Source organism: Rathayibacter sp. Leaf185 (assembly GCF_001423885.1).
Classification (GTDB): domain Bacteria; phylum Actinomycetota; class Actinomycetes; order Actinomycetales; family Microbacteriaceae; genus Rathayibacter.
The window spans coordinates 553,013-578,633 of sequence record NZ_LMPP01000001.1 but is presented as its reverse complement, the minus strand read 5'-3'; the positions used below and the strand labels follow the sequence as shown (position 1 = coordinate 578,633).

Below are 25,621 nucleotides of genomic sequence, written 5' to 3'. Positions count from 1 at the left end.
CTGGCCAGTCGAACGGATCAGTTGTCGAGCGTGACGGCGGTCTCGTCGAAGAACTGCTTCACGGCCTCGTCGACGCTCACGGCGCCGAGGCCGAGGCTCGTGCCGAGGTCGAGGAAGTTCGCCTCGATGGCGCCGTAGCCTGCGACCGGAGCGGCCGGGGCCTCGCCGATGCGGTCCTCGACCGAGTCGAGGTAGTCGGCGACCTGCTTGTCGGGGCCCTCGAGGTTCGCTCCCGCGAGCTGCTCGGAGGAGGCCGGGATGCCGAGCGTGGCGCCGAAGATCTCGCCGACGTCGGGGCTGTTGATGAGGAAGTCGAGGAACGTGGCCGCGGCCTCGGGGTGCTCCGTGCTCGACGAGATCGCCTGCATCAGGCCGACCTTCTGGTAGAGGTCCTTCGACCCCTCGTCGGCGGTGGGCGGGGCGGTCATCAGGATCTCGGAGGCGCCGCTGTCGCCGATGTAGCCGCCGAGGAAGTTGCTCCAGCTCATCTCACTGGTGGCGATGCCGGCGCCGAAGCCGGATTTGGGCAGCAGCTCCTGGAGGCGCGCGGCCGGCACGCCGGTCGTGGTGCGCATCTCGTCGCCCTGCTCCCAGAACGACGCGAGGTCGTCCTCGGTGAAGGCGAGCTCGCCGTCCTCGGTGAACAGCTCCTTGCCCTCGGCGCGCAGCTGCAGCTCGAAGTTCTGGATGCGGCCGGTGTAGTCGGTGCCTCCGTAGACAGCGCCGCCGGTCGTGGCGGTCACGTCGGCGACGTAGGCCGCGTAGTCGTCCCAGCTGCCGCCTCCGGGGTAGGGCTCGACGCCGTTGGCGGTCAGGAGGTCCTGGTTCTGGAAGATCGCCCAGGCGCTGTAGCCGGTGGGGATCGCGTAGGTCGCGCCGTCGAGCACGCCGGTCGCGAGCAGGTCGTCGGAGATGGTGGTCTCGTCGACCGCGCCGCCGAAGTAGTCGGACAGGTCGCCGAGCAGGCCGTTGTCGCCGTACTGGCGGAGGTAGGTGTAGTCGAACTGCATCACGTCGGGGAGTCCGCCGCCGGCGGCCTCTGTCTGGCGCTTCTCCCAGTACCCGCTGTAGTCGGTGAAGGTCGAGTTGATCGTGATGTTCGGGTGCTCCTCCTCGAAGAGCGCGATGGCCTGGTCGTAGCGGGCGGCCCGGTCGTCGTTGCCCCAGAACGTGTAGTTCAGAGTGATCTCTTCGTCGGGGTCCACCGTGGCCGAGGCGCCGGAGCCTCCACCGGAGCAGGCGGTCAGCGCGAGCGCGGCGGAGGCCATCAGGGCCACGGCTGCGACGCGGGTGCTGTGTGTGCGGAACATCTTCGTCCTTTCGAGAACATCATTGTTTCGAACCCCCGCGACGCTGTGAAACGTTTCGGGAAAGCGTTTGCCCTAAAGTACGTCGCCGTTCTCCGCGGAGTCAAGCGGGGATTGCGCAAGGGTCCGGCGGGGAGGGGCGCACAACGTCGGCTGAGAGTGCTCGTCGCGCACGATCAGCCGCGAGCACGACCCTCAGCTGACGTTGTGCGGCCGACTACTCGGGGAGGAGGGCGGTGAGCTGCTGGGGGTCGAGCGGCCTGTCGGCGAGCAGCACGCGCCACGACCAGCGGGCCGGGCCGGCGAGGGGCCAGGCGCGGTGGAAGAACGGGGCGGCGCAGAGCATCGGCGTCGGGTCGGTGCGCACGAACCAGGGCGACGGAGCGACGGGGTTCGTCGCGGAGGCGGCGATCGCCACGGTCGCGGCGTCGGTCGCGAGGGCCAGCCACGGGGCGTCTGCGCCGCGGGCCTCGTCGGCGGTCGTCTCTCCGCTCGGCGACAGGACTCTCGCGCGGGCGAACGCGGGTGCCAGGCGGAGGAACAGCCCGCCGTACCCCGCGTCGGGGCGGCCCGCGGTGGTCGGCGACCCGAAGTGGAGGCCATGGACCTCGGGGGTCCACTCGCTCTCGATGCCGAGTACCGCGACTCCGTCGGCCGGCCGCTCGACGCGGTGGCGGCGCCTCTCGCGCAGCAGCAGCCGACCACCGGCGTCGAACCAGCCCAGGCTCAGGGTCGAGCCGTGCTGCTCGAGCACGCGCTGCGAGCCGTTGTTGTCGAGCTGGCGATAGCCCTCGCCGGTCACCCAGGTGACGCCGCCCCAGAAGTTCGCGTCCTGCGGCTCGTCGCCGATGCTCACGTTCGAGACCGTCAGCGAGAGGCCCAGGTGCCAGTCGTGATCCGGCGGGCGGAGGTCCGAGACGACGACTCCGCCGGGCGTCCGCAGCGGATGCAGATAGGGCCGGGGGGAGTCGCGCGCCGGAGTGCCGGGGTCATCGGTGACGAGCACGGCGACGCCGTCCTGGAGGATCACGGCCGCGCCTCCGGACGCAGATCGACCACGTCGGCGCGCACGGCCGACCGCAGGCGGGGATCCTCGCGCAGCTCCGCGATCCGCACCGCGCCGCCCCTCTGCGTCGAGAGGTAGAGGGCCTCGACGATCTCGAGGGAGCGGGTCGGCTCGTCGGCGACGTCGGGCAGGGGAGCGCCGGAGCGCAGTGCCGTGTAGACCGCGTCGAGGTAGGGCTGGTGCCCGCTCGCGACCTCGTCGGCCGGGAACGCCCAGCCGGCGGCCTCGGTGGGATCGACGTGGGGCGCCGGCGTGATCCGCCAGTGGTCGTGGCCGTGGCCGTAGAGGTGCTCGAGCTCGACGGTCGCGCGCTCGGTGTCGATGCGGATCGAGCTCGACTGCCGCGGCGAGACGGCGCTCGTGAGCACGGAGGCGACGACTCCCGAGGCGAAGCGGAGCACGGCGGTCGAGACGTCCTCGGTCTCGATCTCACGGCCGACGCGCCAGGCCTGGCCGGTCACCTCGTCGACGTCTCCGAGCAGGTGCGCGAGCAGGTCGAGCTGGTGGATGCCGTGGCCGAAGGTGGTGCCGCCGCCCTCGGTGTCCCACCGGCCGCGCCACGGGACGGCGAAGTACTCGTCGTCTCGGTACCAGAGGGTGTCGCAGCGCGCGACGAGCGGGCGGCCGAGCGCCCCGGTGCGGAGCAGGCCGCGGACATGGGCGGCGGCGGTGCCCGTGCGCTGCTGGAACACCACGGCGAGGCGGCGGCCCGCGCGCTCGGCGGCGGCGAGCATCCGGTCGACCTCGGCGAGCGAGAGGGCCGGCGGCTTCTCGACGACGACGTGCGCGCCGAGGGCGAAGGCCGCCTCGGCCTGCTCGGCGTGCACTCCGGGCGGCGTGCAGAGGTGCAGCACGTCGACCTCGGGGAGCTCGGCGAACGAGGTGCCGGAGGCGGGGATGCCGTACTGCGCGGCGAACCGGCCCGCGCGCTCGGCGTCGGTGTCGATGGCCGCGACTATTCGGGTGTCGTCGCGACCGGTCAGTGCGGCGGCGTGCAGGTGGGCGACCCCGCCGGTGCCGATGATACCGACGCGCAGCGGAGGGAGGGTGTCGGCGTCCATGGGCGTCCTCGCGATCAGGGCGTCGGCGCGTGCCGGCGCTCTGGGAACCCTAGCTCGGAAAACGCTTGCCCGCCATCGGGATCGCGAGTAGCGTCGCCTGCGACCACGCCGACGGAGCCGCCGTCGGAGGTGTCGAATCGGAGACGATCCCCTCGTGAGGCAAGCCCGCCCGTCCCTCGCACCGATCGGGATCGACCGGCGCCGGCCCGCCCGCTCGTCCCTCCGGCTGCTCGGCCGCTACCGCGGACGGATCACCGTCGCGGTCCTCTTCTTCGCCGTGAAGGACACTCCGCTCTGGCTGCTGCCCGTGGTCACCGGCGCGATCGTCGATGTCGTCGTGGCGGGCGGACCCTCCTCGACGCTCTGGCTCTGGACCGCGATCGCGCTGCTCGCGCTGCTGCAGAACTACCCGAACCACGTGATGTACACCCGGCTCTACATGAGCTCGGTGCGCCAGACCGGCAAGGACCTCCGGAACGCGCTCGCGGCGCGGCTGCAGAACCTGTCGATCGGCTTCCACACCCGGGCGAGCTCGTCGATCGTGCAGACCAAGGTCGTGCGCGACGTCGAGAACATCGAGACGATGCTGCAGCAGGTCGCGCATCCGCTGCTCTCGGCCGTGATGGTCGCGATCGGCGCCCTGGTGATGACCGCGCTGAACGTGCCCGAGTTCCTCCCCGTCTACGCGCTCGCCATCCCGCTCGCGGTGCTGCTGCGCGCGTTCCTGACCAAGCGCTCGCGGCAGGGCAACGAGTTGTTCCGGCGCGAGGTCGAGCAGTTCTCGGCACGGGTGGGCGAGATGGCGACGCTGATCCCGATCACCCGCGCGCACGGACTCGAGAGCACCGCCGTCGACCGGGTCGCGGCGGGCGCCGAGGGCGTGCGCTCGGCCGGCTACAGCCTCGACCTGCTCAACGGGCGCTTCGCGTCGCTCTCGTGGGTGGGGCTGCAGCTGCTCGGAGTCGCGTGCCTCGTGGCCGCGGCCTGGGCGTCGATCAGCGGTTGGGTCCCGATCACGGCGGGCCAGGTGGTGCTGCTCAGCTCCTGCTTCGCGCTGCTCACCGGAGCCGTGACGAACCTCCTGATGCTGCTGCCGATCATCGCGCGCGGCACCGAGTCGGTGCGCTCGATCGGCGAGCTGCTCGAGGATCCCGACCTCGAGCACAACGAGGGCAAGGCGCGGGTCGACGAGCTGCGCGGCGCGATCCGCCTCGACCACGTGGGCTACCGGTACGACTCCGACACCATCGCCATCGACGACGTCTCGCTCGACGTGCAGCCGGGCGAGACGATCGCGTTCGTCGGATCCTCGGGCTCGGGCAAGTCGACGATGCTCAACCTGGTGCTCGGGTTCCTCCGGCCGACGCGCGGGCGCATCCTGCTCGACGGGCGCGATGCGGAGTCGCTGGACCTGCGGAGCGTGCGCCGCTTCGTGTCGGTCGTGCCGCAGGACTCGGTGCTGTTCGAGGGCTCGATCCGCGAGAACGTGGCCTACGGGCTGGGCGCGGTCGGCGACGAGCGGATCACCGGGGCGCTGCGGGACGCGAACGCGCTCGACTTCGTCGACGCGCTGCCCGAGGGCTGGGACACCGTTGTCGGCGAGCGCGGGGCGCGGCTCTCGGGCGGGCAGCGGCAGCGGATCGCGATCGCGCGGGCGCTGGTGCGCAACCCGCGCGTGCTGGTGCTCGACGAGGCGACGAGCGCGCTCGACCCCGAGTCGGAGGCGCTCGTGCGCGAGGCCCTCGAGCGGCTGATGCGGGGCCGGACGACGCTGGTCGTCGCGCACCGGCTGTCCACGATCCGGTCGGCGGACCGCATCGTGGTGCTCGAGCACGGGAGCGTCGTCGAGGTGGGCTCGCACGCCGAGCTGCTGGTGGCGCGGGGTCGCTACGCGACGCTGCACGCGGTGCAGGCGGGGAGCTGACGGAGCCGCTCCCCCTATCGCGTCGGCGCGTCTCCTCGGGGCTCTCCGGGCGCAGCCGTGCTCTCGCGCACCATCAGCGACGGGCTGATCACGACGCGGTGCACGGGTCGATCGGGCGAGCTGATCCGCCTGTTCAGCAGATCGACGGCCGCCTGTCCGACGGTCGCCCGGGGTGGGCTCACGGCCGTGAGAGCGGGACTGAACAAGTGGGCGACCTCGTCGTCGTAGGCGATGATCGAGAGGTCATCGGGCACCGAGATCCCGCGGTTCAGCGCGAGATCGACGATCGCCATCGCCTCCGGATCGGAGTGCACGAGCAGGCCGGTCGTGCCGCTCCTCAGGACCGCGTCGAGGGTGTGATCCACGACGCTGGGGAACTCGGCGCTCGTGCGATCCGGGAGGATCTCCTCGATCGCGCGGCCCGGCGTCAGCCCGAGCTCCGCGCACGCCGTGTGCCAACCCGAGGAGATCTTGCGCGACGTCGGTGAATTGCGGGAGAGGACCAGGCCCACGCGCGTGTGCCCCAGCGCCGCGAGGTGTCGGGCCGCCAGGACAGCGCCCAGAGCGTGGTCGGTGACCACCGACTCCACGGGTGCTCCCTCGGGGTAGGACACCGCATCGCGCTCGACGAGCACGCTGGGCACGCCGCACTCGTGCAACCACTGGATGACCTCCTGCGCGTGGGCGGTGTCCGTGTTCGGAGCCACGATGATGCCGCGCACGTCCTCCGTCGACACGAGTCGTTCGAGCACGGGCCGTTCGTCCTGCAGCTCGTAGGACGCACCCCGCAGCAGGAGCCGCAGGCCCAGGCGGCGCGCCTCGGCCTTCATGCCCTGCACGACCCCGGGCCAGTAGTAGTTCAACGACGGCACGAGCACCGCGATGGCACCCGCGTCGACATCGGGGAGAGGCGCCGCCACCACGTCGGAGAGGGCGGGAGCTCCGGGGGCGGCCACGGCGCCACCGTGCACCCTGCTGAGCAGGCCCTCACGCTCCATCTGCGCGAGGTCGCGGCGCAGGGTCACCGGGGCGACGCCGAGCTCCTCCAGCAACTGCGACACCCTGACCACACCGTCGCGGGCCAGGGCGCTGAGCACGAGCTCTCTGCGCTTGGCGGCGAGGAGCGGATGCTGCAACTGGTCTGTCATCGCTCTTCCCCCTCCGGCATCGCGCCCCGGGACCCGTCGTCGGCCACCTCGATCGTGAGAGACGCCCTCGTCCGGCCCGCCACGGGGAGTGTGAGTCGGACCAGCTGCGGCCCCCACACGTCTCGCAGCAGCGGATCGTCGAGCGGCCGGATCTCTGCAGAGGCCTCGATGTCGTCCGGCCATCGCAACAGTACCGGCGGCGCCGACGCCAGCGGCACCACCCGCGCACCACCGGGGTGCAGCGACACCTCGCCGGCGAGGAGGAGGTGCAGCGACGTCGGGGCGGACGTCTCCCCGGCGGGGGCGAGGTCCCACTCGTCGAGCACCTGCACGCGGCGCCCGAGGCGGTCGAGCAGGGCGCGACGACGCCAGCTGCGCAGACCCTCGACGTCGTACGCGCCGGCGAGCTCGAGCTCCTGCGACGTGGCGGCGTCGGTGACCTGCACGGTGACGTCCGCCGCCGCCCACGTCTCACCCGCAGGCTGAGAGGCGCCCCGGATCTCGGGCACGTTGTGCCAGTCGCTCTGCATGGTCCAGATGTCGTACCGGTCGGGCCCGAAGGTCTGCTTCGTGTAGGTGGGACGCCCGGCGTCGACGATCACCGGCACGCCGTCGGAGGCGACGATGAAGGAGCCGACGTCGTTGTGATTGTGGTTCTCGCCGTTGTGGCCGCCCTTCACCACGAGGGTGAGACCGTCGGCACGGCCTGTGCTCTGCCGCGCGAGCAGGGTCTGCGTCGATGGCAGCACGACGTCGCGGGGGAGGGGCGGCGCTCCTGTGGCGCCGAGCCACGCCGCGTCCGTCATGCCCCTCAGCAGGCGTCCGAGGCCCTCGACCTCGGACGCCGCGGCCGTCCCGGCGATCCGGTGCCACGCGGCGTGCGCCGCCGCGGCGCTGTCACCCACACGATGTGCAGCGCGGTGGAGCGCGTGCCAGGGCTGGTCGCGCGCGGGCCGGGCCTGGCCGTCCGCGAAGTTGACGTACCAGGGACCACCGAGGTGGCTGCGGTGCGGGAAGGCGACGGTCTCCCGCAGTGCCTCGATCCGGGCACTCGGATCGAGCACGCCGTCCGTGACGACGGCCAGCAGATCGAGGGTCTCCAGCGCGCGGCAGGCACCGTTCCACCAGTAGCCGAACCCTTCGTCGATCGCGCCGTCGCTCGGCAGCGCCGCGACGTAGCGGTCGAGCCCGTCGAGAGCGAGCGCGATCGTCTCTCCGCGCACGCCGGTGTCGTCGGGGCCGTCGAGCAGTCGCAGCGCCGCGGTCACGACGTTGCCGTGGATCCACGGGTTCCAGTTGTGGACGTCGCCGTCCAGGCCGATCCAGTGCCAGTCGCGTCGAGTCAGGAAGGGATCGATGACCCGGGTGCGGACCTCGGTCCGCATGCGCGCGCGGAGCCCCGGATACCGGTCGTCGAGAGCATCGGAGAGGAGGTGGTCGATCCACGCGAGCTGCGCGGCGATCTCGCCCGCGCCGAGGTCGAGGAACGGTGCGGAGACCGTCGCCAGAACGGCACCGTGGCGCTCTCGGGTGTCGTCGTGAGCGGGCCAGCACCACGACGACTGCTCGCACAGGAGCTGCACGCCGTCGGCGACGGAGTCGATCCAGGCGTCGTCGAGCGTGTGCGCCGCTGCCACGGTCGCGCGGGTCAGTCGGCGCTGTCGTTCGAAGGCGGCGCTCTCCCACTCCTCCCGGTTCCCGTCACGATGAACGCGGGCCGCCTGGCTGGCGAGGGGCTGGGGCCAGGGAGCGGCGCGCTCCGCTTCGGCGCGAGCGAGAACGCCGTGCACGGTCGCCGAGTCGGCCCGGCCCGTCGGCCCCCAGACCTCCCGGTCGGTCGCCGGAGCCACGGGGAGTGACGCTGCGGGCGAGGGGAGCGCGCGGGCGAGAGCGGACTCCCACTCGGTCCCGGGCCCACCCAGCTGATGGGCGAGGACGTCGATCAGTGGCCGGAGCCTGGGCTCCGATGATGTCGTGACGATGATCAAGTCCCTCCGAGGCGGCTTCCGTGCTCAAGCGATCACAAACGATCATATGCGTGATCGAATTGTCTTGCAATGGACGGAACCCGTTGATAATCTCCCTGCTAGAGCGAGTCTGACTGTCGTTCTGCTCATTCAAAGGAGAATCGCGTGCTCGTTGTCGACTGGCGCAGGGAGCAGTGGGTGGCGCTCGCGGACCGCCTGCTCTCGGCCGTCGAACCGTGGGCCTCGCCCGACTTCGCGCGGATCTCTCTTCCGGGTGAGGAGGGCGGCTACGGTGCCGACGTCGACGGCCTCGAGGGATTCGCGAGGACGTTCCTGCTCGCCGGTCTCCGCATCGTCGGCGAGCGCGGACAGGGCCTCGACCGGCTGATCGCCGACTACAGCCGCGGTATTCGCGCCGGGGTCGATCCCGCGAATGCCGGCCGGTGGGTGCGGCTCGACGAGCACGCGCAGGCGAAGGTGGAAGCGGCCTCGATCGCGCTCGCCCTCGACATGACCCGCCCCTGGATCTGGGATCGACTCGACGCGACCACGCAGCAGCGGGTCATCGCGTACTTCTCGCCGGCCGTCGGCGACGACACCTACCCGCAGACCAACTGGGTGTGGTTCCGGCTCGTGGTGCAGACCTTCCTGCGCTCGGTGGGCGGGCCGTGGTCGGCGTCCGACATCGCAGCCGACCTCGCGCGGCACGACTCGTTCTCGCGGTCCGACGGATGGTCGTCCGATGGCGACGAGCGGTCGTTCGACCACTACGTCGGCTGGGCGCTGCACGTCTACCCGGTGCTGTGGGCGCGCATGCGGGGAGCCTCCGAACTCGCTGAAGGACGCGGGCCCTCCGACACGGCGGCTCTCGACCGCTACCTCCTCGACGCCGTCGCCCTCGTCGGCGCCGACGGCTCGCCGCTCTTCCAGGGCCGGAGCCTCATCTACCGCTTCGCCGCCGCCGCTCCCTTCTGGGCAGGCGTCATCGCCGGTGTCCCCTCGACGAGTGCCGGCACGCTGCGGCGAGCGGCCTCCGCGGTCGTCGCGCACTTCGTCGATCGCGGGGCGCCCGATCCCGACGGGCTGCTGACGCTCGGATGGCACGGCGCCTGGCCCGCCCTGGCGCAGAGCTACTCCGGTCCGGCCTCGCCCTACTGGGCGGTCAAGGGGCTGCTGGGCGTCGCGCTGCCGGCCGATCACCCGGTCTGGACAGCCGACGCCCAGCCCCTCCCGATCGAGCGAGGCGACGACCTGCGCGTGGTCGCCGCCGCGGGGTGGATCGTCTCGGGCACGCAGGCCGACGGCGTGGTGCGCGTCATCAACCACGGCACCGATCACGCTCGTGCCGACGCCGTCTCGGGCGACTCGCCGCTCTACGCCCGGATGGGGTACTCCACGGCGACGACGCCCCTCCTCGACCCCGAGGCGTGGCGCGAGCCTCTGGAGCAGTCCGTCGTGCTCGTCGACCGCGAGGGGCGGAGCACCCATCGGACGGCCATGGCACTGCAGGCGGCGCGGATCGATGTCGACCCGTCGGGGACGCGTGTCGGAGTGGCCGGTTCGGTCTCGCAGGTGCACTGGATCGACTTCCACGATCGCCAGATCGGCCACGGCTCCGGTCTGGCGGGGGAGCCCTCGTTCGCCGCCCCCCTCACCACCTGGTCGATCGTCCGCGGCGGGTGGGAGGTGCGGTGCGTCCACATCGGAGCCCTCACCCCCGGCCTCCGTGCCGAGGACCTGCGGCTGCGGATCGGCGGCTGGGCCCTGACGGAGGCGACCGGGCTGGAGGTCTCCGAGAGCGCAGCCGCCGTCTCCGACGGCCGCCTCAGGAGCATCGTCGAGGCCGTGGGCCGCGAGGCCGTCGCCACGGTCGTCGAACGGCCGGCGAGCAGTCCGCTGGGAGCCCGCTCCTTCGTCCCGACGCTCGAGAGCGCGGTCGCAGTGGGCCGATGGACCCTCACCGCTGTGGCACTCAGCGGCGCTGCCGGCTCGACTCCCCTCGTCGTGCTCGGCGACGACCGGACCGCGGTGCTCGTCACCTGGGCCGACGGCGTCCGCACCCGCACCGATCTTCCCGACCCGCAGACCCTTCCCGACCCCACAGACCATCGACGCGTCATGACGACAGCGTCGGTCTCCGGAGGCCCATCGTCGGGTGCCGGAGCAATTGCAAAGGAGCAACTGAAATGAAGCGCAAGATCGCAGCCGCCGGGGCTCTCATCGTCTCGGCGACCCTCGTCCTCACGGCGTGCAGCAGTGGGACGTCGTCCGAGGCCTCGGGCCCGGCGACCCTCACCGTGTCCGGGTGGAGCCTCCAGACGACGCCCGAGTTCCAGGTCCTCGCCGACGGCTTCCACGAGAAGTACCCCGACGTCACCGTCGAGCTCAAGGAGTACGACCCCGCCGAGTACAACACGCTGGTGACCGCGGACCTCGCGGCCGGGTCCGGCCCGGACATCATCACGCAGAAGGAGGTCAAGTACGTCACGACCTTCAAGGAGGGCGGGCAGCTGCTCGACGTCTCCGACATCGAGCTCCCCGACGGCATCAGCGGTACCGAGTCCTACGAGATCGACGGATCGGCCTACGCCGTCCCGTACCGTCAGGACTCCTGGGTGCTCTACTACGACAAGACCCTCTTCGACACGGCGGGCGTCGCCTATCCCGACGGCTCGTGGACGTGGGACGACTACGCCGATGCGGCGGAGGCCCTCAAGGCCGGCCTGACCGCGGCGGGCAACACGGCCTACGGCGCATACCTGCACCGGTGGCAGTCGACCGTCCAGGGATTCGCGAGCGCGCAGGCGCCCGACGCCGACATCCTCAGCGGAGAGTTCGACTACCTCGAGCCCTACTACGACCGGACGCTCTCGCTGCAGGACGACAAGGCGCAGGTCGACTTCAACACGATCACGGCGAATCAGCTCGGCTACGGATCGGAATTCGGTACGCAGAAGGCAGCGATGATGCTGATGGGCACCTGGTACGTCGGGAGCCTCACCGCGCAGCAGGCCTCCGGCGAAGCGCAGGACTTCGACTGGGGCATCGCTCCGGCCCCCCAGTACGACGAGTCCACCACCGGTCTCGACGAGACCCCCGTGACGTTCGGCGACCCGACCGGATTCGGCATCAACGCGAACATCGACGACTCCAAGACGCAGGCCGCGAAGGACTTCCTCGCCTATGCGGCCAGCGCGGACGCGGCGGAGCGTCTCGCCGAGATCGCGATCACGCCGGCACTGCTCGACGACGAGGTCGCCGAGACCTTCTTCGCCACACCCGGTGTGCCGACCGACGAGCTCTCCCGCTTCGCCGTCTCGACGCACGACACGAAGCCCGAGAACCCGACCTCGAGCAAGACCGCGGCCGTCCAGACCATCCTCGGCGACCTCCACACCGGCGTGATGTCGGGATCGGAGTCGGTCAGCGACGCCGTCTCGACCGCGCAGGACCGTGTCGCCAGCGAGGTGGGCACGGACTGACCTGAGAGGGCCCGTGAGGGCCACCCGGCGGTGGCCGGCCGCGACGCCGGCCACCGCACCCCCCTTCTTCACACTCGACGAGGAGTCTTGATGTCCACCACCATCCCGGAGGTCGGTTCGACCGCACCGCCTCCCGTGCGCAAGCGCCGGTCGGCGCTGCGGCGGCGAAACGCCCTCATCGGGTGGAGCTTCATCCTCCCCAACTTCATCGGCTTCGGGTTCCTGACCCTGCTGCCCGTGCTCATCCTCTTCTACATGGCGTTCACCAACTGGAACGTCTTCGGCAAGGCCGACTGGATCGGGTTCGACAACTTCACCCGTCTCCTGAGCGACGGCAGCTTCCGCATCGCCTTCGGGAACACGATCTACTACTCGGTCCTGCACATCCCGCTGACCATCGCCGTCTCGCTCGGACTCGCACTGCTGCTGAACAACAAGCTGCGCGGAGTCGCGTTCTTCAGGACCGCCGCGTTCTTCCCGTACATCACGTCGATCGTCGCGATCGCGGTGGTGTGGAACCTGCTCTTCAGTCCCGACTCCGGGCCGATCAACGAGGCGCTGCGCGCCATCGGCTTCACGGATCCCCCCGGCTGGCTGACCTCGTCGGAGTGGGCCATGCCCGCCGTCGTCATCGTCAGCACCTGGCGGGACATGGGCTACTACATGATCCTGTTCCTCGCGGGGCTCCAGACGGTACCGCGCGAGCTGCACGAGGCCGCCCGCGTCGACGGTGCGAACGCCGTGCAGCGCTTCTTCAACGTGACCCTGCCCTGCCTGCGCCCGACGATGTTCTTCGTCACGGTCATCCTCACCATCAACTCCTTCAAGATCTTCGATCTGATCCTCGTCATGACCGACGGCGGGCCGGGGCAGTCGACGTCGGTCCTGTCCCAGTTCATCTACCGGAAGGGCTTCGAGGAGTCGCAGTTCGGCTATGCGTCGGCGGCGGCCGTCGCCCTGTTCTTCCTCTGCATCGTCGTCACGATCGCGCAGTTCCTCTGGAACAAGAAACGGAGCGTCTGATGTCCGAACTCCTCGTCCCCACCGACGACCGACGGGCTCTCCGCGACCTCGCGGAGAACCCGGAGCCCCTGCCCGCCCGCCGACGCGGCGCGCCGGACCGGCGCACCCTCGGCCGCGTCCTCGGCTACCTCGGCCTGTTCGTGTTCGCGGTCGGTCTGCTGACGCCGTTCATCTGGATGGTGCTGAGCTCGCTCAAGTCTCCGAACGAGGTCTTCTCCGTACCCATCGTGTGGCTGCCCGAGACGTTCGTCTTCAGCAACTACATCGACATCCTGCAGCTCGCGGACATGCTGACGTGGATCCGCAACTCCCTGCTCCTGGCGACCGCCGTCACCTTCCTCCAGGTGCTCACCGGGTCCTTCGCCGCCTACGGGTTCGCCAAGATCCGCTTCCCCGGGCGCGACGCCCTCTTCCTGGTGTACATCGGCACCATCGCCGTGCCGTGGCAGTCGTACATGATCCCGCAGTTCATCCTGCTGTCGAATCTGAAGGTGTCGAACACTCTGTGGGCGATCATCCTGCTCCAGGCGTTCGGCGCGTTCGGCGTGTTCCTGATGAAGCAGTACTACGAGACGATCCCCGACGAGCTGAGCGAGGCCGCGCGGCTCGACGGGCTCAGCGACTACGGCATCTGGCGACGGATCATGCTGCCCCTGTCCGTCCCGGCCCTGGCGAGCCTCACTCTGCTCACCTTCGTCAACACGTGGAACGACTACCTCGGTCCGCTGATCTACCTCCGCAACCCGGACCTCTGGACGATCCAGCTCGGGCTGAAGAGCTTCGCCTCGAACCTCTACGACACGAACTACGCACTGCTGTTCGCGGGCCTCACCATCTCGGTCATCCCCATCGCGGTGATCTTCGTCCTCGGCCAGAAGTACTTCGTCGAGGGTCTCGCCACCAGCGGACTGAAGGGCTGACCGTGCGACGCGTTCCGCATCAGACCTGGGAGGCGATCCTCGGAGTCGTCTATCTCGGGCTCATGGGCAATCTGCTCACCTGCGCGGCGGCGCTTCCGCTCGTCGTGCTCCTCATCACGACGGATCCCGCCGTGTCGTGGCCCTTCATCGCCCTGACGGCGCCGACGGTCGCGCCGGCCGTCGCCGCCCTGTTCAGGGTCTTCCGCGACAGCAGCGACGGTTCGTCGGCGGTCGTCCGTCCGTACTTGCGGGCGTGGCGCCTCCTCTGGCGCCGCTCGCTGCTCATCGGGGCATCGGCCACCGCCGTGCTCGTCGTTCTCGCCGTGGATGTCCGGATGCTGTCGGCGACGCCTCTGTCGGTCGTCGTCGTACCGGTGCTCCTCGTCCTCGCCTTCCTCACCCTGGCGACGGGGCTCCTCGCCCTCGTCGCCGTCGGTGAGCAGCCGGACGCGCGCCTGCGGGACGTGCTGCGGACGAGCCTCGTGCTGTCGGTCCGGCGCTGGCCTTTCAGCATCGCGTCGATCGCCGTGATCGGCGTGCAGGTCGTGCTGTTCGTCAATGTCCCGGCCCTGGCGCTCGGGCTCACTGCAGCGCCCGTGCTCTACGTCGCCTGGACCAACTCCCGATACTGCCTCCGGTCTCCGGCCGCCGTCACCCGCGCACTCTCCGGATCACCCACGACGAAGGACGCCATCTCATGAGTCACCAGTCCCTCCCGGCCTCTCCCGGTGCAGCAGTCGCGGTCGATGCTCCCGCGGCACTCGAGGCCGCCCTGCACACCGTACGACGCAACATGGCCGCGTGGGGCGCGTCCTACCCCGACGACACCACCGTCGACGGCCGCTACCTCCCCCGTCCGGCAGCCGGCGGCATCGCGCAGGGCGGCAACAGGGGGTGGACGACCAGCTTCTGGCCCGGCGCGCAGTGGCTGTCCTGGGAGTCGACGCGCGACGAGGCGTTCCGGTCGGCCGCGGAGGCGCACGCGGGCGACTTCGCCCATCGCGTCCGAGAGGGCATCGACCTCGACACCCACGATCTCGGCTTCCTGTACAGCCTCGGGTCCGTGACGGCGTCGCGGATGGGCTCGACCCCCGCGATCAGGGACGATGCGAGGGCTGCGGCCCTCCTCGCGGCCGACCACCTGATGACGCGATTCCTCGAACCGGCGGGCATCATCCAGGCGTGGGGCGACCTCCGCGATCCGACTCAGGCCGGCCGGACGATCATCGACAGCCTGATGAACATGCCGCTGCTGACGTGGGCGTTCGAGCAGACGGGCGATCGGCGGTACGCCGACGCGGTGCGACGGCACACCGAGCAGCTGCGGGCGCACATCCTCCGGCCCGATGACACGACGTTCCACACCTTCTACTGGGACGTCGAGACGGGACGTCCGCTCCGCGGGGCGACCGAGCAGGGCGCCTTCGACGACTCCTGCTGGGCGCGGGGTCAGGCGTGGGGTGTCTACGGATTCGCCATCGGTGCGCGCACGACCGGTGATCCCGGTCTCCGCGAGGCGGCGTGGCGCTGTGCGAGGTACTTCCTCGCGCACCTCCCCGACGACGACGTGCCCTACTGGGACCTCGTCTACACGAACGGGAGCGATGCCCCCCGCGACAGTTCGGCCGCGGCGATCGCCGCCTGCGGTCTGCTGGAACTCGCCGGCCTCGAGCCGGACACCGAGCGCGCGAGGACCGCGACCGAGGCGGCGCACCGCCTCGTCGCCGCCCTCATCGCACGATGCACGCCGGAGAGCCCCTCCGATTCGGACGCGCTCCTGCTGCACGGCGTCTACGACCTGCCGAAGCAGGTCGGGGTCGACGAGGGAACGCTCTGGGGCGACTACTTCTACCTCGAGGCACTCGTGCGGATCGAGGACCCGGAGTGGGTGACGCACTGGTGAGGCTCGTCAGCATCCGCACACCCGGCGGAGAGCGCACGGGAGTGGTGGTCGACGTCGACGGCACGGATCGCGTCGTCGAGGTGCCCGGCGGGCACACGACCGTCGACGTGATGTCCGACCCCGACGCCCGCACCGCGGCTCGCCGGGCGGCCGAGAGGGCGAGCGCGGCATCGCCCGCCCTCGCCGGACTCGACCTCGCCCCACCGGTGCGCCCCGGCACGATGCTGTGCCTGGGCTACAACTACCGGGGGCACGTGCCGGACGGGCAGGACCCGCGCCTGGGCGATCCGGACTTCCCCGACGTGTTCGTCAAGACTCCGAACACCCTCGCGGGCCCCGGCGACGCGGTCGCGATCCCCGCGGTGGCGGAGGACGTCGACTACGAGGGCGAGATCGCCGTCGTCATCGCCCGGACCGCGCACGCGGTCCCGATCGAGGACGCCCTGTCCTGCATCGGCGGCTACACCCTCCTCAACGACGTGTCGGACCGGTCGTGGCAGCGTCGGCAGAGCCAGTGGACGATGGGCAAGTGCTTCGACGGCTTCGCCCCCCTCGGCCCGTGGATCGTCACTGCTGACGACGTGCCGGATCCGCAGGACCTCGTGGTGGAGGTCGTCCGCGACGGTCGGGTGACGGTCTCGCAGTCGACCTCGACGACGATCTTCAGCGTCGCCTTCATCGTCCACTACCTCAGCACGGTCATGACCCTCCGCCCCGGCGACGTCATCTCGACGGGCACGCCCCAGAAGCTCCCCGACGCCCAGGCCGCCCACCGCCCGATCGCGTCCGGCGACTCGGTCACGGTGCGCGTCGCCGGGATCGGCGAGCTGACCACCGTCTTCACCGACCCTCCGGAGGTCCGCCCATGATCCTCGACTCCTTCAGACTCGACGGCCGGGTCGCCCTGGTCACGGGGTCGAGCCGAGGCCTCGGTCGGAGTGCCGCCCTCGCGCTCGCCGAGGCCGGCGCCGACATCGCAATGCTGGATCGCAGCGAAGCGACCGAGACCGCTGCGCTCATCCGCGGACTCGGACGCCGTGTGCTCGAGCTGCGCTGCGACTTCGCGACGGCCTCGCCCGATGACCTCGCCTCGGCCGTGACCGCGGTCGTCGCCGAGTACGGGCGCCTCGACGTCCTCGTGAACAACGCCGGCACGATCCGGCGCGCCCCCGCCGTCGACTACGCACCCGACGACTGGAGCGAGGTGCTGCGCGTCAACCTCGACTCCGTCTTCCACCTCTCGCAGGCCGCAGGACGGCAGATGCTGCTCCAGGGCTCGGGACGCATCATCACGGTGGCCTCCATGCTCTCGTTCCAGGGCGGCATCCTGGTGCCCGCGTACGCGGCGTCCAAGCACGCTGTCGCCGGGCTCACCAAGGCGCTCGCCAACGAGTGGGCGTCGGGCGGAGTGACGGTGAACGCGGTCGCGCCGGGCTACATGGCCACCGACAACACGGCGGGGCTCCGCGCCGACATCGAACGCGAGAAGTCCATCGTCGCCCGCATCCCCGCCGGGCGGTGGGGCGAGCCCGCCGACGTGCAGGGCGTCTTCGTCTTCCTCGCCTCGCCGGCGTCCGCCTACGTCACCGGCGCCGTCATCCCCGTCGACGGCGGCTGGCTCGTCCGTTGACCCCCTCCACCCCTCAGCTTCCAGGAGCAGTCATGCAGCAGCGCTACGCCACCAACCCCGCCCAGGTCCCCGGGATGACCACCGAGGACCTGCGCACGAACTATCTCGTGCCGGACGTCTTCGTCGCGGGCGAGATCCGGGTCACCTACACCCACCACGACCGCATCGTGCTCGGGGGCGCCGAGCCCGCCGGGTCGGAGCTGACCCTGACCGGCTACCCCGAGATCCGGAGCGACTACTTCCTCGAGCACCGAGAGCTCGGCATCGTCAACGTGGGCGGAACGGGCTCGGTGACCGCCGACGGGGAGGTCCACACGCTCGTGAAGGGGGCGTGCCTCTACCTCGGCCGCGGGATCCGCGAGGTCGTCTTCGCCGATGCGGAGGCGGGATCGGGCGCGCAGTTCTACCTGTTCTCCGCGCCCGCGCACACGACCTATCCGACAGTGCTCGTCGCCCCGGGTGGAGGAACCGTGCGCGAGCTCGGCGACCCGATGACGTCGAATCGGCGCACCCTCAACCAGTACATCCACGAGAACGGGGTCCGCTCGTGCCAGATCGTGATGGGCGTCACGCAGCTGCACCCCGGGTCGATGTGGAACACGATGCCGGCGCACACGCACGACCGCCGCACCGAGTGCTACCTGTACTTCGACGTCGCCGACGACGCCCGCGTCATCCATCTGCTCGGTGAGCGCGAGGAGACGCGCCACCTCGTGGTGGCGGACCGGCAGGCCGTCCTCTCCCCGAGCTGGTCGATCCACTCCGGAGTCGGAACCGCCTCGTACTCCTTCGTCTGGGCGATGGCGGGCGAGAACCAGGCCTTCGACGACATGGACACCGCCCCGGTCTCCGGGCTGCGCTAGACCGTGGCGGCTCGGTGGGCCCAGGACGGCGCCCTGCTCGCCGTCGGCGAGACCATGGCGATGATCGCTCCCGTGAGGGCCGAGCGCGTCGAGGAGGCCGAGGTCTTCCTCGTCGACGCCGGGGGCGCCGAGTCGAACGTCGCCGCGCACGTCGCGGCTCTCGGACACGAAGCGCGGTGGTTCAGCCGACTCGGCGACGACGCGCTGGGTCGTCGGGTGGCCGCGCAGCTGGCCGCTCGCGGCATCGACGTCTCGGGCGTCGTCTACGACAGCGACCGTCCGACGGGCCTCTACGTCAAGGATCCCGGCCGAGGCGTGGTCTACCACCGACGCGGTTCGGCGGCCTCGCACCTGTCGGTCGAGGACGTCGGGCTGGTCGGCCTCGACGGTGTCGGGATCCTGCACGTGTCCGGGATCACCGCGGCGCTGTCCTCCACCGCCGCGGCCTTTCTCGACCACCTCATCGATCGTGCCCGGAGGGCAGGAGTGACCATCAGCATCGACATGAATCATCGGGCCTCCCTGTGGCGGCCGGGAGGCGCGGCTCCGGCGCTCGACGCGCTCGCGCGCCGTGCCGACGTCCTCTTCACCGGCCGTGACGAAGCGGAGGAGCTCTGGGCCACACCGAGCGCTCTCGACGTCCGGCGTCGCTTCCCCGATGTGCCGGAGGTGATCGTCAAGGACGGCGAGGTAGGAGCCACGGCCTTCCTCGGTGGCGAGGCGACGTTCGAGCCGTCGGAGCGGGTCGACGTCGTCGATGCGGTCGGTGCGGGGGACGCGTTCGCGGGAGGGTACCTGGCCGCCCGCCTGTCGGGCGCTCCAGTGGCCGACAGGCTGCGGAGCGGGCACCTCCGCGCGGCACTGACGCTGAGGACGACGGGCGACTCACTGCACGAGAGCGCTGCCCTGCGCGAGAGGATCGGCCGATGACCGTGACCGGCTCCTGGTTCGACGGCGCGTTCGCCGACAGCCCGATCATGGCCATCCTCCGCGGCACCGGCACCGATCGCGCCGTGCGCCTGGCCGAGACCGCCTGGAATCTCGGGATCGACTCGGTGGAGGTCACCATCCAGAGCGCGGAGGACGAGGAGGCGCTGCGTGAAGTGGTGCGGCGTGCGTCCGCGCAGGGGAAGAGCGTCGGCGCCGGCACCGTGCTGACCCGCGAGCAGGTGAGGATCGCGTCCGATGCGGGGGCGTCGTTCGTCGTCGCGCCGGGCTTCGACCCGTCGATCGTGGACGAGGCCGAGGCGCTCGGCATGCCCGTCCTCCCCGGGGTCGCGACCCCCGGGGAGGTGCAGCTCGCCTACGCCAGGGGGCTGCGATGGATGAAGGCCTTCCCCGCCGAGTGGCTCGGCGTCGGCTGGTTCGGCCACATCAGAGGTCCGTTCCCCGATGTGCGCTTCGTCGCGACCGGCGGGCTGGGGGCCGGGAACGTCTCGGCCTTCCTCGATGCGGGGGTGCGGGTCGCAGCCGTCGGCTCGGCGCTGGAGGACCCGGCTCAACTCGCGCTGCTCGCCGAGATCCTCCGCACCCGACGGGGGGCCGGACTCGGCAGTGCTCGCTAGGCGGCGGGTCCCGACTCGCGCACCAGTGCCCAGCCGTACTGCTCGAGGCGCAGCGACTCGACGGGGGCTCCGGTGAGCACGTCCGAGCCGGACACGGCCACGTCGACCGGCTCGGCGCCGTGGTTGATCACCGTCAGAACGTCACCGCGGCGCGCCGCTTCGACCCACGGCGACGCGGCGAGAACCGGCTCCACACCCGACTCCGCAGCCAGCCAGCCGGTGAGCGCGGTCATGCCCGCGTCGTCGGGGATCGTCGCGAGGTAGTGCGCGGTCCCGGAGCCGGTGGTGCACGCCGTGAGCGCCGGCATTCCGGCGGCCTGTCCGGAGGTGAAGCGGCCGAGCACGGTCACCGGGCCCGTCTCGACGAGCTCCTCCGCCAGGAACCCGCCCTCGAAGGCGCCGACGGGCCCGTCTGCACTCACGGAGGCGGTCGCGCCGAACTCGACCACGCTCACCCCGAGCACCTCGCGCAGCCCCACCTGGAATCCTCCGTCGCGGAACGCGTCGTCCTCGTCGACCACGTCGCTGAAGGCGGTGACGAGCAGGCGTCCGCCGCTCTCGACGAACGAGGTCAGGTTCACCGCCGCATCGTCGGTCAGCAGGTAGGAGTGGGCGAGCACAACGAGTGCGTAGCCGGAGAGGTCGTCGGTCGCGCGCACGAGGTCGACGGCGAGGTTCTGCCGGTGGAACGCGGCGTGCCAGCGCTGCACCAGGTCGAGATAGTCGAGCACGACGGGGTGGTCGGGGTTCTGGATCGCCCACCAGTTCTCCCAGTCGAGCACGAGGGCGATCCGCGCTCCGGAGGCGGTGCCTCCGAGATCCGGCAGCTCGGCGAGCGTGGACCCCAGCTCGACGACCTCCCGCCAGGTGCGGGTGTCGGTGCCGGCCTGCGGCAGCATCGCCGAGTGGAACTTCTCGCTGCCCCGACGCGACTGGCGCCACTGGAAGAACAGGATCCCGTCGGCTCCGCGGCCCACGGCCTGCATCGACAGCGCCGCCATCCGCCCCGGCGCCTTCGGGGAGTTGGACGGGCGCCAGCTGACCGCGCTGGTCGCCTGCTCCATCAGCAGCCACGGCTGGCCGGGCTTCAGCGACCGCATCAGGTCGCGGGTGAAGGCGGCGCCGCGGAACGACTCCGGATCGGCGGGGTCGAAGTAGTTGTCGTCGCTGACGACGTCGACCTCGGCGGCCCACTTCCAGTAGTCGAGTGGAGGGAACGCGCCCATGAAATTCGTCGTGATCGGCTGGGTCGCACCCGCGGCGCGGAGGATGTCGCGCTCCATCGTGTACAGGCCGAGCAGGGTGTCCGAGGTGAAGCGGCGGAAGTCGAGCAGGCCGGCGGGGTTGTGGCTGTACGGCGCCTTCCTCGGCGGCACGATCTCGTCGAACGAGCCGTAGCGCTGCGACCAGAAGAGCGTGCCCCAGCGGCGGTTCAGCTCGGCGACGTCGCCGTACTTCCGCTCGAGCCACGCGCGGAACGCGACGGCGGCGTTGTCGGAGTAGTCGTGGTTCAGGTGGCAGCCGTACTCGTTGTTCACGTGCCAGAGGACGATCGCGGGGTGATCGTGGTACCGCTCGGCGATCGCAGTGACGAGGCGAGCGGCGAGCCTGCGGTAGTCGGGCGAGGACGGGCTGTAGGCCTGGCGGCTGCCCGGCCAGTAGGTGGCGCCGTTCTCGTCCTGGGGGAGCAGGGCCGGGTACTTCTTCGCGGCCCACGACGGAGGCGACGCGGTCGCGGTCGCGAGATCGACTCCGATCCCGTTCTCGTGCAGCAGGTCGATGACGCGGTCGAGCCACTCGAAGTCGAAGGTGTCCTCGTCGGGCTGGATCCGCGCCCACGCGAAGATGCCGAGGCTGACCGTGGTGACGCCCGCCTCCCGCATGCGGACGACGTCCTCGCTCCAGGTCGCCTCGTCCCACTGCTCGGGGTTGTAGTCGCCTCCGTAGTGCATCATCCGTGCGACGTCCCTTCCGTGATCGAGATTCAGGAGCGACGGGGCCGGGCCGCGTCGTCCGCCGGACTTCGAGCATAAAACGTTTCACGACGCCTCCGCCGCTGCCCTGCGGAGGGGTGCACTCGCGGTGCACGCACCGTCCACCCCTGTCACCAGGGCCCGTCACGCGGTGTGATGGAGCGAACGCCCGCACGGGGCATCACGACGAGAGAAGGACCGCCATGACCACCTGGCTCATCACCGGCTGCTCCACCGGCCTCGGCCGCGCCCTCGCGACGGCCGTCCTCGAGCACGGGCACGACGTCGTCGTCACCGCCCGCGACGTCGAGTCGGTGCGCGACCTCGCCGAGCAGCACCCCGGCTCCGCCCTCGCGCTGGCGCTCGACGTGACCGACGACGCTCAGGTCACCGCCGCCGTCGAGGCGGCCGAGGAGCGCTTCGGGGGAGTGGACGTGCTCGTCAACAACGCCGGCTACGGCTACCGCTCGGCGGTCGAGGAGGGCGACGACGCCGACGTGCGGCAGCTCTTCGACACGCAGCTCTTCGGCACCGTGCGCACCGTCAAGGCGGTGCTGCCCGGGATGCGCGCCCGCCGCTCCGGCACGATCGTCAACCTGTCCTCGATCGGTGCGCGCATCTCGCCCGAGGGGTCGGGCTACTACGCCGCCGTGAAGGCCGCGATCGAGGCGCTCACGCTCTCGCTCCGCAAGGAGGTCGCTCCGCTGGGGATCACCGCGTTCTCGGTCGAGCCCGGCGGATTCCGCACCGACTTCGCGGGACGCTCGCTGACGCAGTCGTCGCAGCCGATCGCCGACTACGCCGACACCGCGGGCAAGCGCCGCAAGGAGAACGACACCGTCCACGGCACCCAGGCCGGTGACCCCGCGAAGGCGGCCGCCGCGCTGATCCGGGTCGTCGAGTCGGAGTCGACTCCGTCACTGCTGCTGCTCGGCAACGACGCGTCCGACGCGTTCCGCACCGCGCTGAACACCCTCCTCGCCGAGGCCGACGAGTGGGAGGCGCTCAGCCGCGGTACGGACTTCTGACCGCGCGGCTCAGGCCGGCGCGTGCACCAGCTCCGAGATCCGGCGCTTGTACTCGTTGAACTCCGGAGTGGTGACGTCGCGCTCCTCCGGCAGCCCGATCGGCACGATCTCGCTGATGTGGCCGGGGACGCCGTGCGAGGCGCCTCCGGTCATCACGACGACGCGGTCGGCGAGGTAGACCGCCTCCTCGATCGAGTGCGTGACGAACAGCACCGTGGTGCGGGTCTCGCGGTGGATGCGCTTGAGCTCGGCCTGCAGATCGGAGCGGGTCAGCGCGTCGAGCGCGCCGAACGGCTCGTCCATCAGCAGCACCGAGGGCTCGTTCGCGAGGACGCGGGCGATCGCGACGCGCTGCTGCATGCCTCCGGAGAGCTCGCCCGGGAACCGGTCGGCGAAGCGGGTGAGCCGCACCGCCTCGATGAAGCGGTCGGTCACCTCCGTCACTGCTGCCTTGGGCAGCTTCTTGCGCCGCGGCCCGTAGGCGACGTTCTCGCGCACGCTCAGCCAGGGGAAGAGGCCGTAGTCCTGGAACACGACGCCGCGGTCGGGGCCGGGGGAGGCGACGGGGACGCCGCCGACCTCGACCACTCCCTCCGTCGCCTCCTCGAACCCGGCGAGGATGCGCAGCAGCGTCGACTTGCCGCAGCCGCTCGCGCCGACGACGGCCACGAACTCGCCGGAGGGGATGTCGAGCGTCACGTCGGCCATGGCGAGCACGCCGCCGGTCGCGGTCTCGTAGCGCTTGACGAGGTCGAGCACGTGGACGTCCGCGGTGCGGACCGGTGCGAGTGTCATGAGGGCCTCACTTGATGAGCGGCCGGCGGCCGAAGAGCAGACGGAACACCAGGAGCAGCAGGCGGTCGGAGGCGAAGCCCGCGATCGCGATGCAGATCATGCCGACGACGATCAGGTCGGTGCGCACGACGTCGCGCGCGAGGAAGATCGTCGAGCCGAGGCCCGTGCTCACCCCCGTCGTCTCGCTGAGCACCAGCACGACCCAGGCGAGCCCGAGACCGACGCGCATGCCGTTCACGATCGCGGCGGCGGAGGCGGGCAGCACGACCCGCGCGAGGACGCCCGCGGTGCCGGTGCCCAGCATCCGCGCCGCCTCGATCAGGCGCGGTGGCACCTGGCGCGCACCGCTGATGGTGCCGAGCACGATCGGGAAGAAGGCCGAGAGCGTGATCAGGAAGATCGACGCCTGGTCGCCGTAGCCGATGAGCAGCGCCACGAGCGGGACCCAGGCGGTCGCCGGGACCGGGCGGAACAGGTTGATGAAGGGGTCGAACAGCGAGTTGACCGTGTAGTACCGCCCCATCAGCACGCCGAGCGGGATCGCGATGACGGTGGCCAGCGCGAAGCCGCCGAACACGCGCCCCGCGCTCGCGCCGAGGTCGGCCCAGAGTCCGCCGCTGAACGCGTCGTTGCGCAGGCCCGCGAAGGCGTAGTCGATCAGCGAGACGAGCACGTTGCCCGGGTAGGGCAGGAACGCCATCCTGATGCCGAAGGGCAGCTCCCACTCGCCCGCCCGCCCGAACTGCCAGAGCAGCACGAACAGGATCGGGACGGGCAGGCCGAGGAGGAACGTCGTCCAGCCCGAGCGTGCGGGCCGGCGCTTGCGCGTCGTGGTCGAGAGCCGCTCGGTCGCGGTCGACGGCTCGGCCGTGGTCGTCACGAGGTCGGCGCGAAGCTCGTGTCGACGACGTCAGCGATGGCGGGCGCCTCGTCGATGAAGCCGAGCTCCTGCATCTGGGTCGCGAGCGCCTCGAGCTGGCCCTGGTACTCGTCGGTCAGGTCGGAGCGGAGCCAGAAGTTCTCGAGCGCCGATTCGAGGACCTCCTGATCGCCGCCGAACTCCGAGATCATCTCGGGCAGCCACTCGTCGACGTTGTCGTCCATGTACTCGATGGTCGCCGCGTGGGTGTCGACGACCTTCTGCACGACCTCCGGCTGCTCCTCGATCATCGCTCCGGTGGTGACCAGGCCGATGTTCACCCGGCCGATCGGGGTGTCGTACGGGTCGGCGATCTCGGTGCCGCCGGCCGCCTCCGCGAGCGAGACGCCGATCTCGACTCCGAAGAAGGCGTCGATCGAGCCCGTCGTGTATGCCGACGCCATCTCGGGCACGGGGATGGTGGTCAGCTCGAGATCGGAGTCGGTGAGGCCGGCCTGCTCGAGGTAGTAGCGGAGCGCCACCTCCTGGGCGCTGCCCTGGATGTAGCCGACCTTCTTGCCGGCGAGGTCCTCGACCGACGAGATGCCCTCGCCGCCGATGAAGCCCGATCCGCCGTCGGCCGCGGAGGCGACGATCTTCAGGTCGCGGTCCTGCGCGATCGACGAGATGGTCGGCGTGACCCCCGAGATCGCGAAGTCGATGGTGCCGGCGACGAGCGCGTCCGAGAGAGCGGGAGTCGTGTCGAGGGTGATGACCTCGAACTCCACGCCCTCCTCGGCGAACTGCTCGTAGAGGAACGGCTGGTAGAAGTGCGGCTGGCCGCGCAGGGTGCCGACGGTGACGGTGACGGACTCGCCGCCCGCGTCCTCCGCGTCGCTCGCCCCCGAGCAGGCGACGAGCGAGAAGGTCGCCGCGGCGGTGGCGGCGAGGGCGAGGGCGCGACGGTATCGGGACTGGGGCATGGCGGGCTCCGTGGGGTAGAGGTGCGCGACCCCGTGCTGTCGGGGACGTCGTGCCTCCACTCAACCCTGCGCAGAAGTCAGGGCATTTCTGAGCGGTTTCGAACGTGTTAAACCCCGGGCACCA

At 70.9% G+C, this 25,621-nt stretch carries 22 protein-coding genes; 13 read left to right on the top strand and 9 right to left on the bottom strand.

All coding sequences use genetic code 11. The features are described 5' to 3' along the window. Positions 1-17 precede the first annotated feature (17 nt). From ASG06_RS02940 to ASG06_RS02930, 3 genes are all read right to left on the bottom strand, one after another. Positions 18-1,310 (bottom strand): ABC transporter substrate-binding protein, encoded by a 1,293-nt coding sequence (locus tag ASG06_RS02940; RefSeq protein ID WP_056038242.1) that lies wholly within the window; start codon positions 1,308-1,310, stop codon positions 18-20. Between the two features lie 214 nt (positions 1,311-1,524). After that, entirely contained in the window at positions 1,525-2,337 is an 813-nt protein-coding gene (locus ASG06_RS02935; RefSeq protein ID WP_056038239.1) for a DUF6807 family protein, read from the bottom strand. Next, positions 2,334-3,434 carry a Gfo/Idh/MocA family protein gene (locus ASG06_RS02930; RefSeq protein WP_056038233.1) on the bottom strand — a complete coding sequence of 367 codons (1,101 nt, stop codon included), beginning with the start codon at positions 3,432-3,434 and terminating at the stop codon, positions 2,334-2,336. Before ASG06_RS02930 ends, ASG06_RS02935 begins: the two co-directional genes overlap by 4 nt. 154 nt (positions 3,435-3,588) lie before the next feature. Between ASG06_RS02930 and ASG06_RS02925 the strand changes: the two genes are divergently transcribed. Continuing rightward, on the top strand, positions 3,589-5,358 hold the full coding sequence (locus ASG06_RS02925) for an ABC transporter ATP-binding protein (RefSeq protein WP_056038231.1): 1,770 nt from the start codon (positions 3,589-3,591) through the stop codon (positions 5,356-5,358). 14 nt (positions 5,359-5,372) lie between these two features. Here the strand turns inward: ASG06_RS02925 and ASG06_RS02920 are convergent, their stop codons facing one another. Next, a complete protein-coding gene (locus ASG06_RS02920; RefSeq protein WP_056038228.1) occupies positions 5,373-6,506 on the bottom strand; it encodes a substrate-binding domain-containing protein in 1,134 nt (377 codons plus the stop codon). Beyond that, a complete protein-coding gene (locus ASG06_RS02915) occupies positions 6,503-8,494 on the bottom strand; it encodes a heparinase II/III domain-containing protein (RefSeq protein WP_056038225.1) in 1,992 nt (663 codons plus the stop codon). Before ASG06_RS02915 ends, ASG06_RS02920 begins: the two co-directional genes overlap by 4 nt. 144 nt (positions 8,495-8,638) lie before the next feature. Between ASG06_RS02915 and ASG06_RS02910 the strand changes: the two genes are divergently transcribed. The 11 genes from ASG06_RS02910 to ASG06_RS02860 all read left to right on the top strand — a co-directional run bounded on the left by ASG06_RS02910 (position 8,639) and on the right by ASG06_RS02860 (position 19,859). Continuing rightward, entirely contained in the window at positions 8,639-10,663 is a 2,025-nt protein-coding gene (locus ASG06_RS02910) for a DUF2264 domain-containing protein (RefSeq protein WP_082498891.1), read from the top strand. Next, positions 10,660-11,955, top strand: coding sequence for an ABC transporter substrate-binding protein (locus ASG06_RS02905; RefSeq protein WP_056038222.1), 1,296 nt, complete (start codon positions 10,660-10,662; stop codon positions 11,953-11,955). Before ASG06_RS02910 ends, ASG06_RS02905 begins: the two co-directional genes overlap by 4 nt. Positions 11,956-12,045: 90 nt before the next feature. Beyond that, positions 12,046-12,978: a carbohydrate ABC transporter permease gene (locus tag ASG06_RS02900; RefSeq protein WP_056038218.1), complete on the top strand. Its 933-nt coding sequence runs from the start codon at positions 12,046-12,048 to the stop codon at positions 12,976-12,978. Further along, entirely contained in the window at positions 12,978-13,898 is a 921-nt protein-coding gene (locus ASG06_RS02895; RefSeq protein ID WP_056038215.1) for a carbohydrate ABC transporter permease, read from the top strand. The genes ASG06_RS02900 and ASG06_RS02895 overlap by 1 nt, the downstream gene beginning before the upstream one ends. 2 nt (positions 13,899-13,900) lie before the next feature. Beyond that, complete coding sequence (locus ASG06_RS02890) at positions 13,901-14,599, top strand: DUF624 domain-containing protein (protein ID WP_231727594.1); 699 nt, start codon at positions 13,901-13,903, stop codon at positions 14,597-14,599. Beyond that, the gene (locus tag ASG06_RS02885) at positions 14,596-15,801 is read left to right on the top strand and encodes a glycoside hydrolase family 88 protein (RefSeq protein ID WP_056038212.1); all 1,206 of its coding nucleotides are present in this window, start codon (positions 14,596-14,598) and stop codon (positions 15,799-15,801) included. The genes ASG06_RS02890 and ASG06_RS02885 overlap by 4 nt, the downstream gene beginning before the upstream one ends. Then, positions 15,783-16,670, top strand: a complete 888-nt coding sequence (locus tag ASG06_RS02880) for a fumarylacetoacetate hydrolase family protein (RefSeq protein ID WP_231727593.1) — start codon at positions 15,783-15,785, stop codon at positions 16,668-16,670. Before ASG06_RS02885 ends, ASG06_RS02880 begins: the two co-directional genes overlap by 19 nt. Further along, on the top strand, positions 16,667-17,431 hold the full coding sequence (locus ASG06_RS02875) for an SDR family oxidoreductase (RefSeq protein WP_056038209.1): 765 nt from the start codon (positions 16,667-16,669) through the stop codon (positions 17,429-17,431). Before ASG06_RS02880 ends, ASG06_RS02875 begins: the two co-directional genes overlap by 4 nt. Positions 17,432-17,463: 32 nt before the next feature. Further along, entirely contained in the window at positions 17,464-18,294 is an 831-nt protein-coding gene (gene kduI, locus ASG06_RS02870) for a 5-dehydro-4-deoxy-D-glucuronate isomerase (RefSeq protein WP_056038206.1), read from the top strand. A 3-nt stretch (positions 18,295-18,297) separates the two neighbouring features. Beyond that, entirely contained in the window at positions 18,298-19,224 is a 927-nt protein-coding gene (locus ASG06_RS02865; RefSeq protein ID WP_056038203.1) for a sugar kinase, read from the top strand. Then, positions 19,221-19,859 (top strand): bifunctional 4-hydroxy-2-oxoglutarate aldolase/2-dehydro-3-deoxy-phosphogluconate aldolase, encoded by a 639-nt coding sequence (locus ASG06_RS02860; RefSeq protein WP_056038200.1) that lies wholly within the window; start codon positions 19,221-19,223, stop codon positions 19,857-19,859. Before ASG06_RS02865 ends, ASG06_RS02860 begins: the two co-directional genes overlap by 4 nt. Here the strand turns inward: ASG06_RS02860 and ASG06_RS02855 are convergent. Beyond that, positions 19,856-21,814 (bottom strand): beta-galactosidase, encoded by a 1,959-nt coding sequence (locus ASG06_RS02855; RefSeq protein ID WP_156465832.1) that lies wholly within the window; start codon positions 21,812-21,814, stop codon positions 19,856-19,858. The two genes, ASG06_RS02860 and ASG06_RS02855, sit on opposite strands and share 4 nt — an antisense overlap. 221 nt (positions 21,815-22,035) lie before the next feature. Here ASG06_RS02855 and ASG06_RS02850 point away from each other — a divergent pair, with 221 nt between their 5' ends. Next, a complete protein-coding gene (locus ASG06_RS02850; protein ID WP_056038197.1) occupies positions 22,036-22,860 on the top strand; it encodes an oxidoreductase in 825 nt (274 codons plus the stop codon). A gap of 9 nt (positions 22,861-22,869) precedes the next feature. Here ASG06_RS02850 and ASG06_RS02845 read toward each other — a convergent pair whose 3' ends face one another. From ASG06_RS02845 to ASG06_RS02835, 3 genes are read right to left on the bottom strand one after another with little or no spacing between them, the layout of a single operon-like run. Beyond that, complete coding sequence (locus ASG06_RS02845; protein WP_056038193.1) at positions 22,870-23,655, bottom strand: ABC transporter ATP-binding protein; 786 nt, start codon at positions 23,653-23,655, stop codon at positions 22,870-22,872. Positions 23,656-23,662: 7 nt separating this feature from the next. Beyond that, positions 23,663-24,535 carry an ABC transporter permease gene (locus ASG06_RS02840; RefSeq protein ID WP_082498890.1) on the bottom strand — a complete coding sequence of 291 codons (873 nt, stop codon included), beginning with the start codon at positions 24,533-24,535 and terminating at the stop codon, positions 23,663-23,665. Further along, positions 24,532-25,497: an ABC transporter substrate-binding protein gene (locus ASG06_RS02835; protein WP_056038190.1), complete on the bottom strand. Its 966-nt coding sequence runs from the start codon at positions 25,495-25,497 to the stop codon at positions 24,532-24,534. The genes ASG06_RS02840 and ASG06_RS02835 overlap by 4 nt, the downstream gene beginning before the upstream one ends. Between the last annotated feature and the right edge of the window lie 124 nt (positions 25,498-25,621).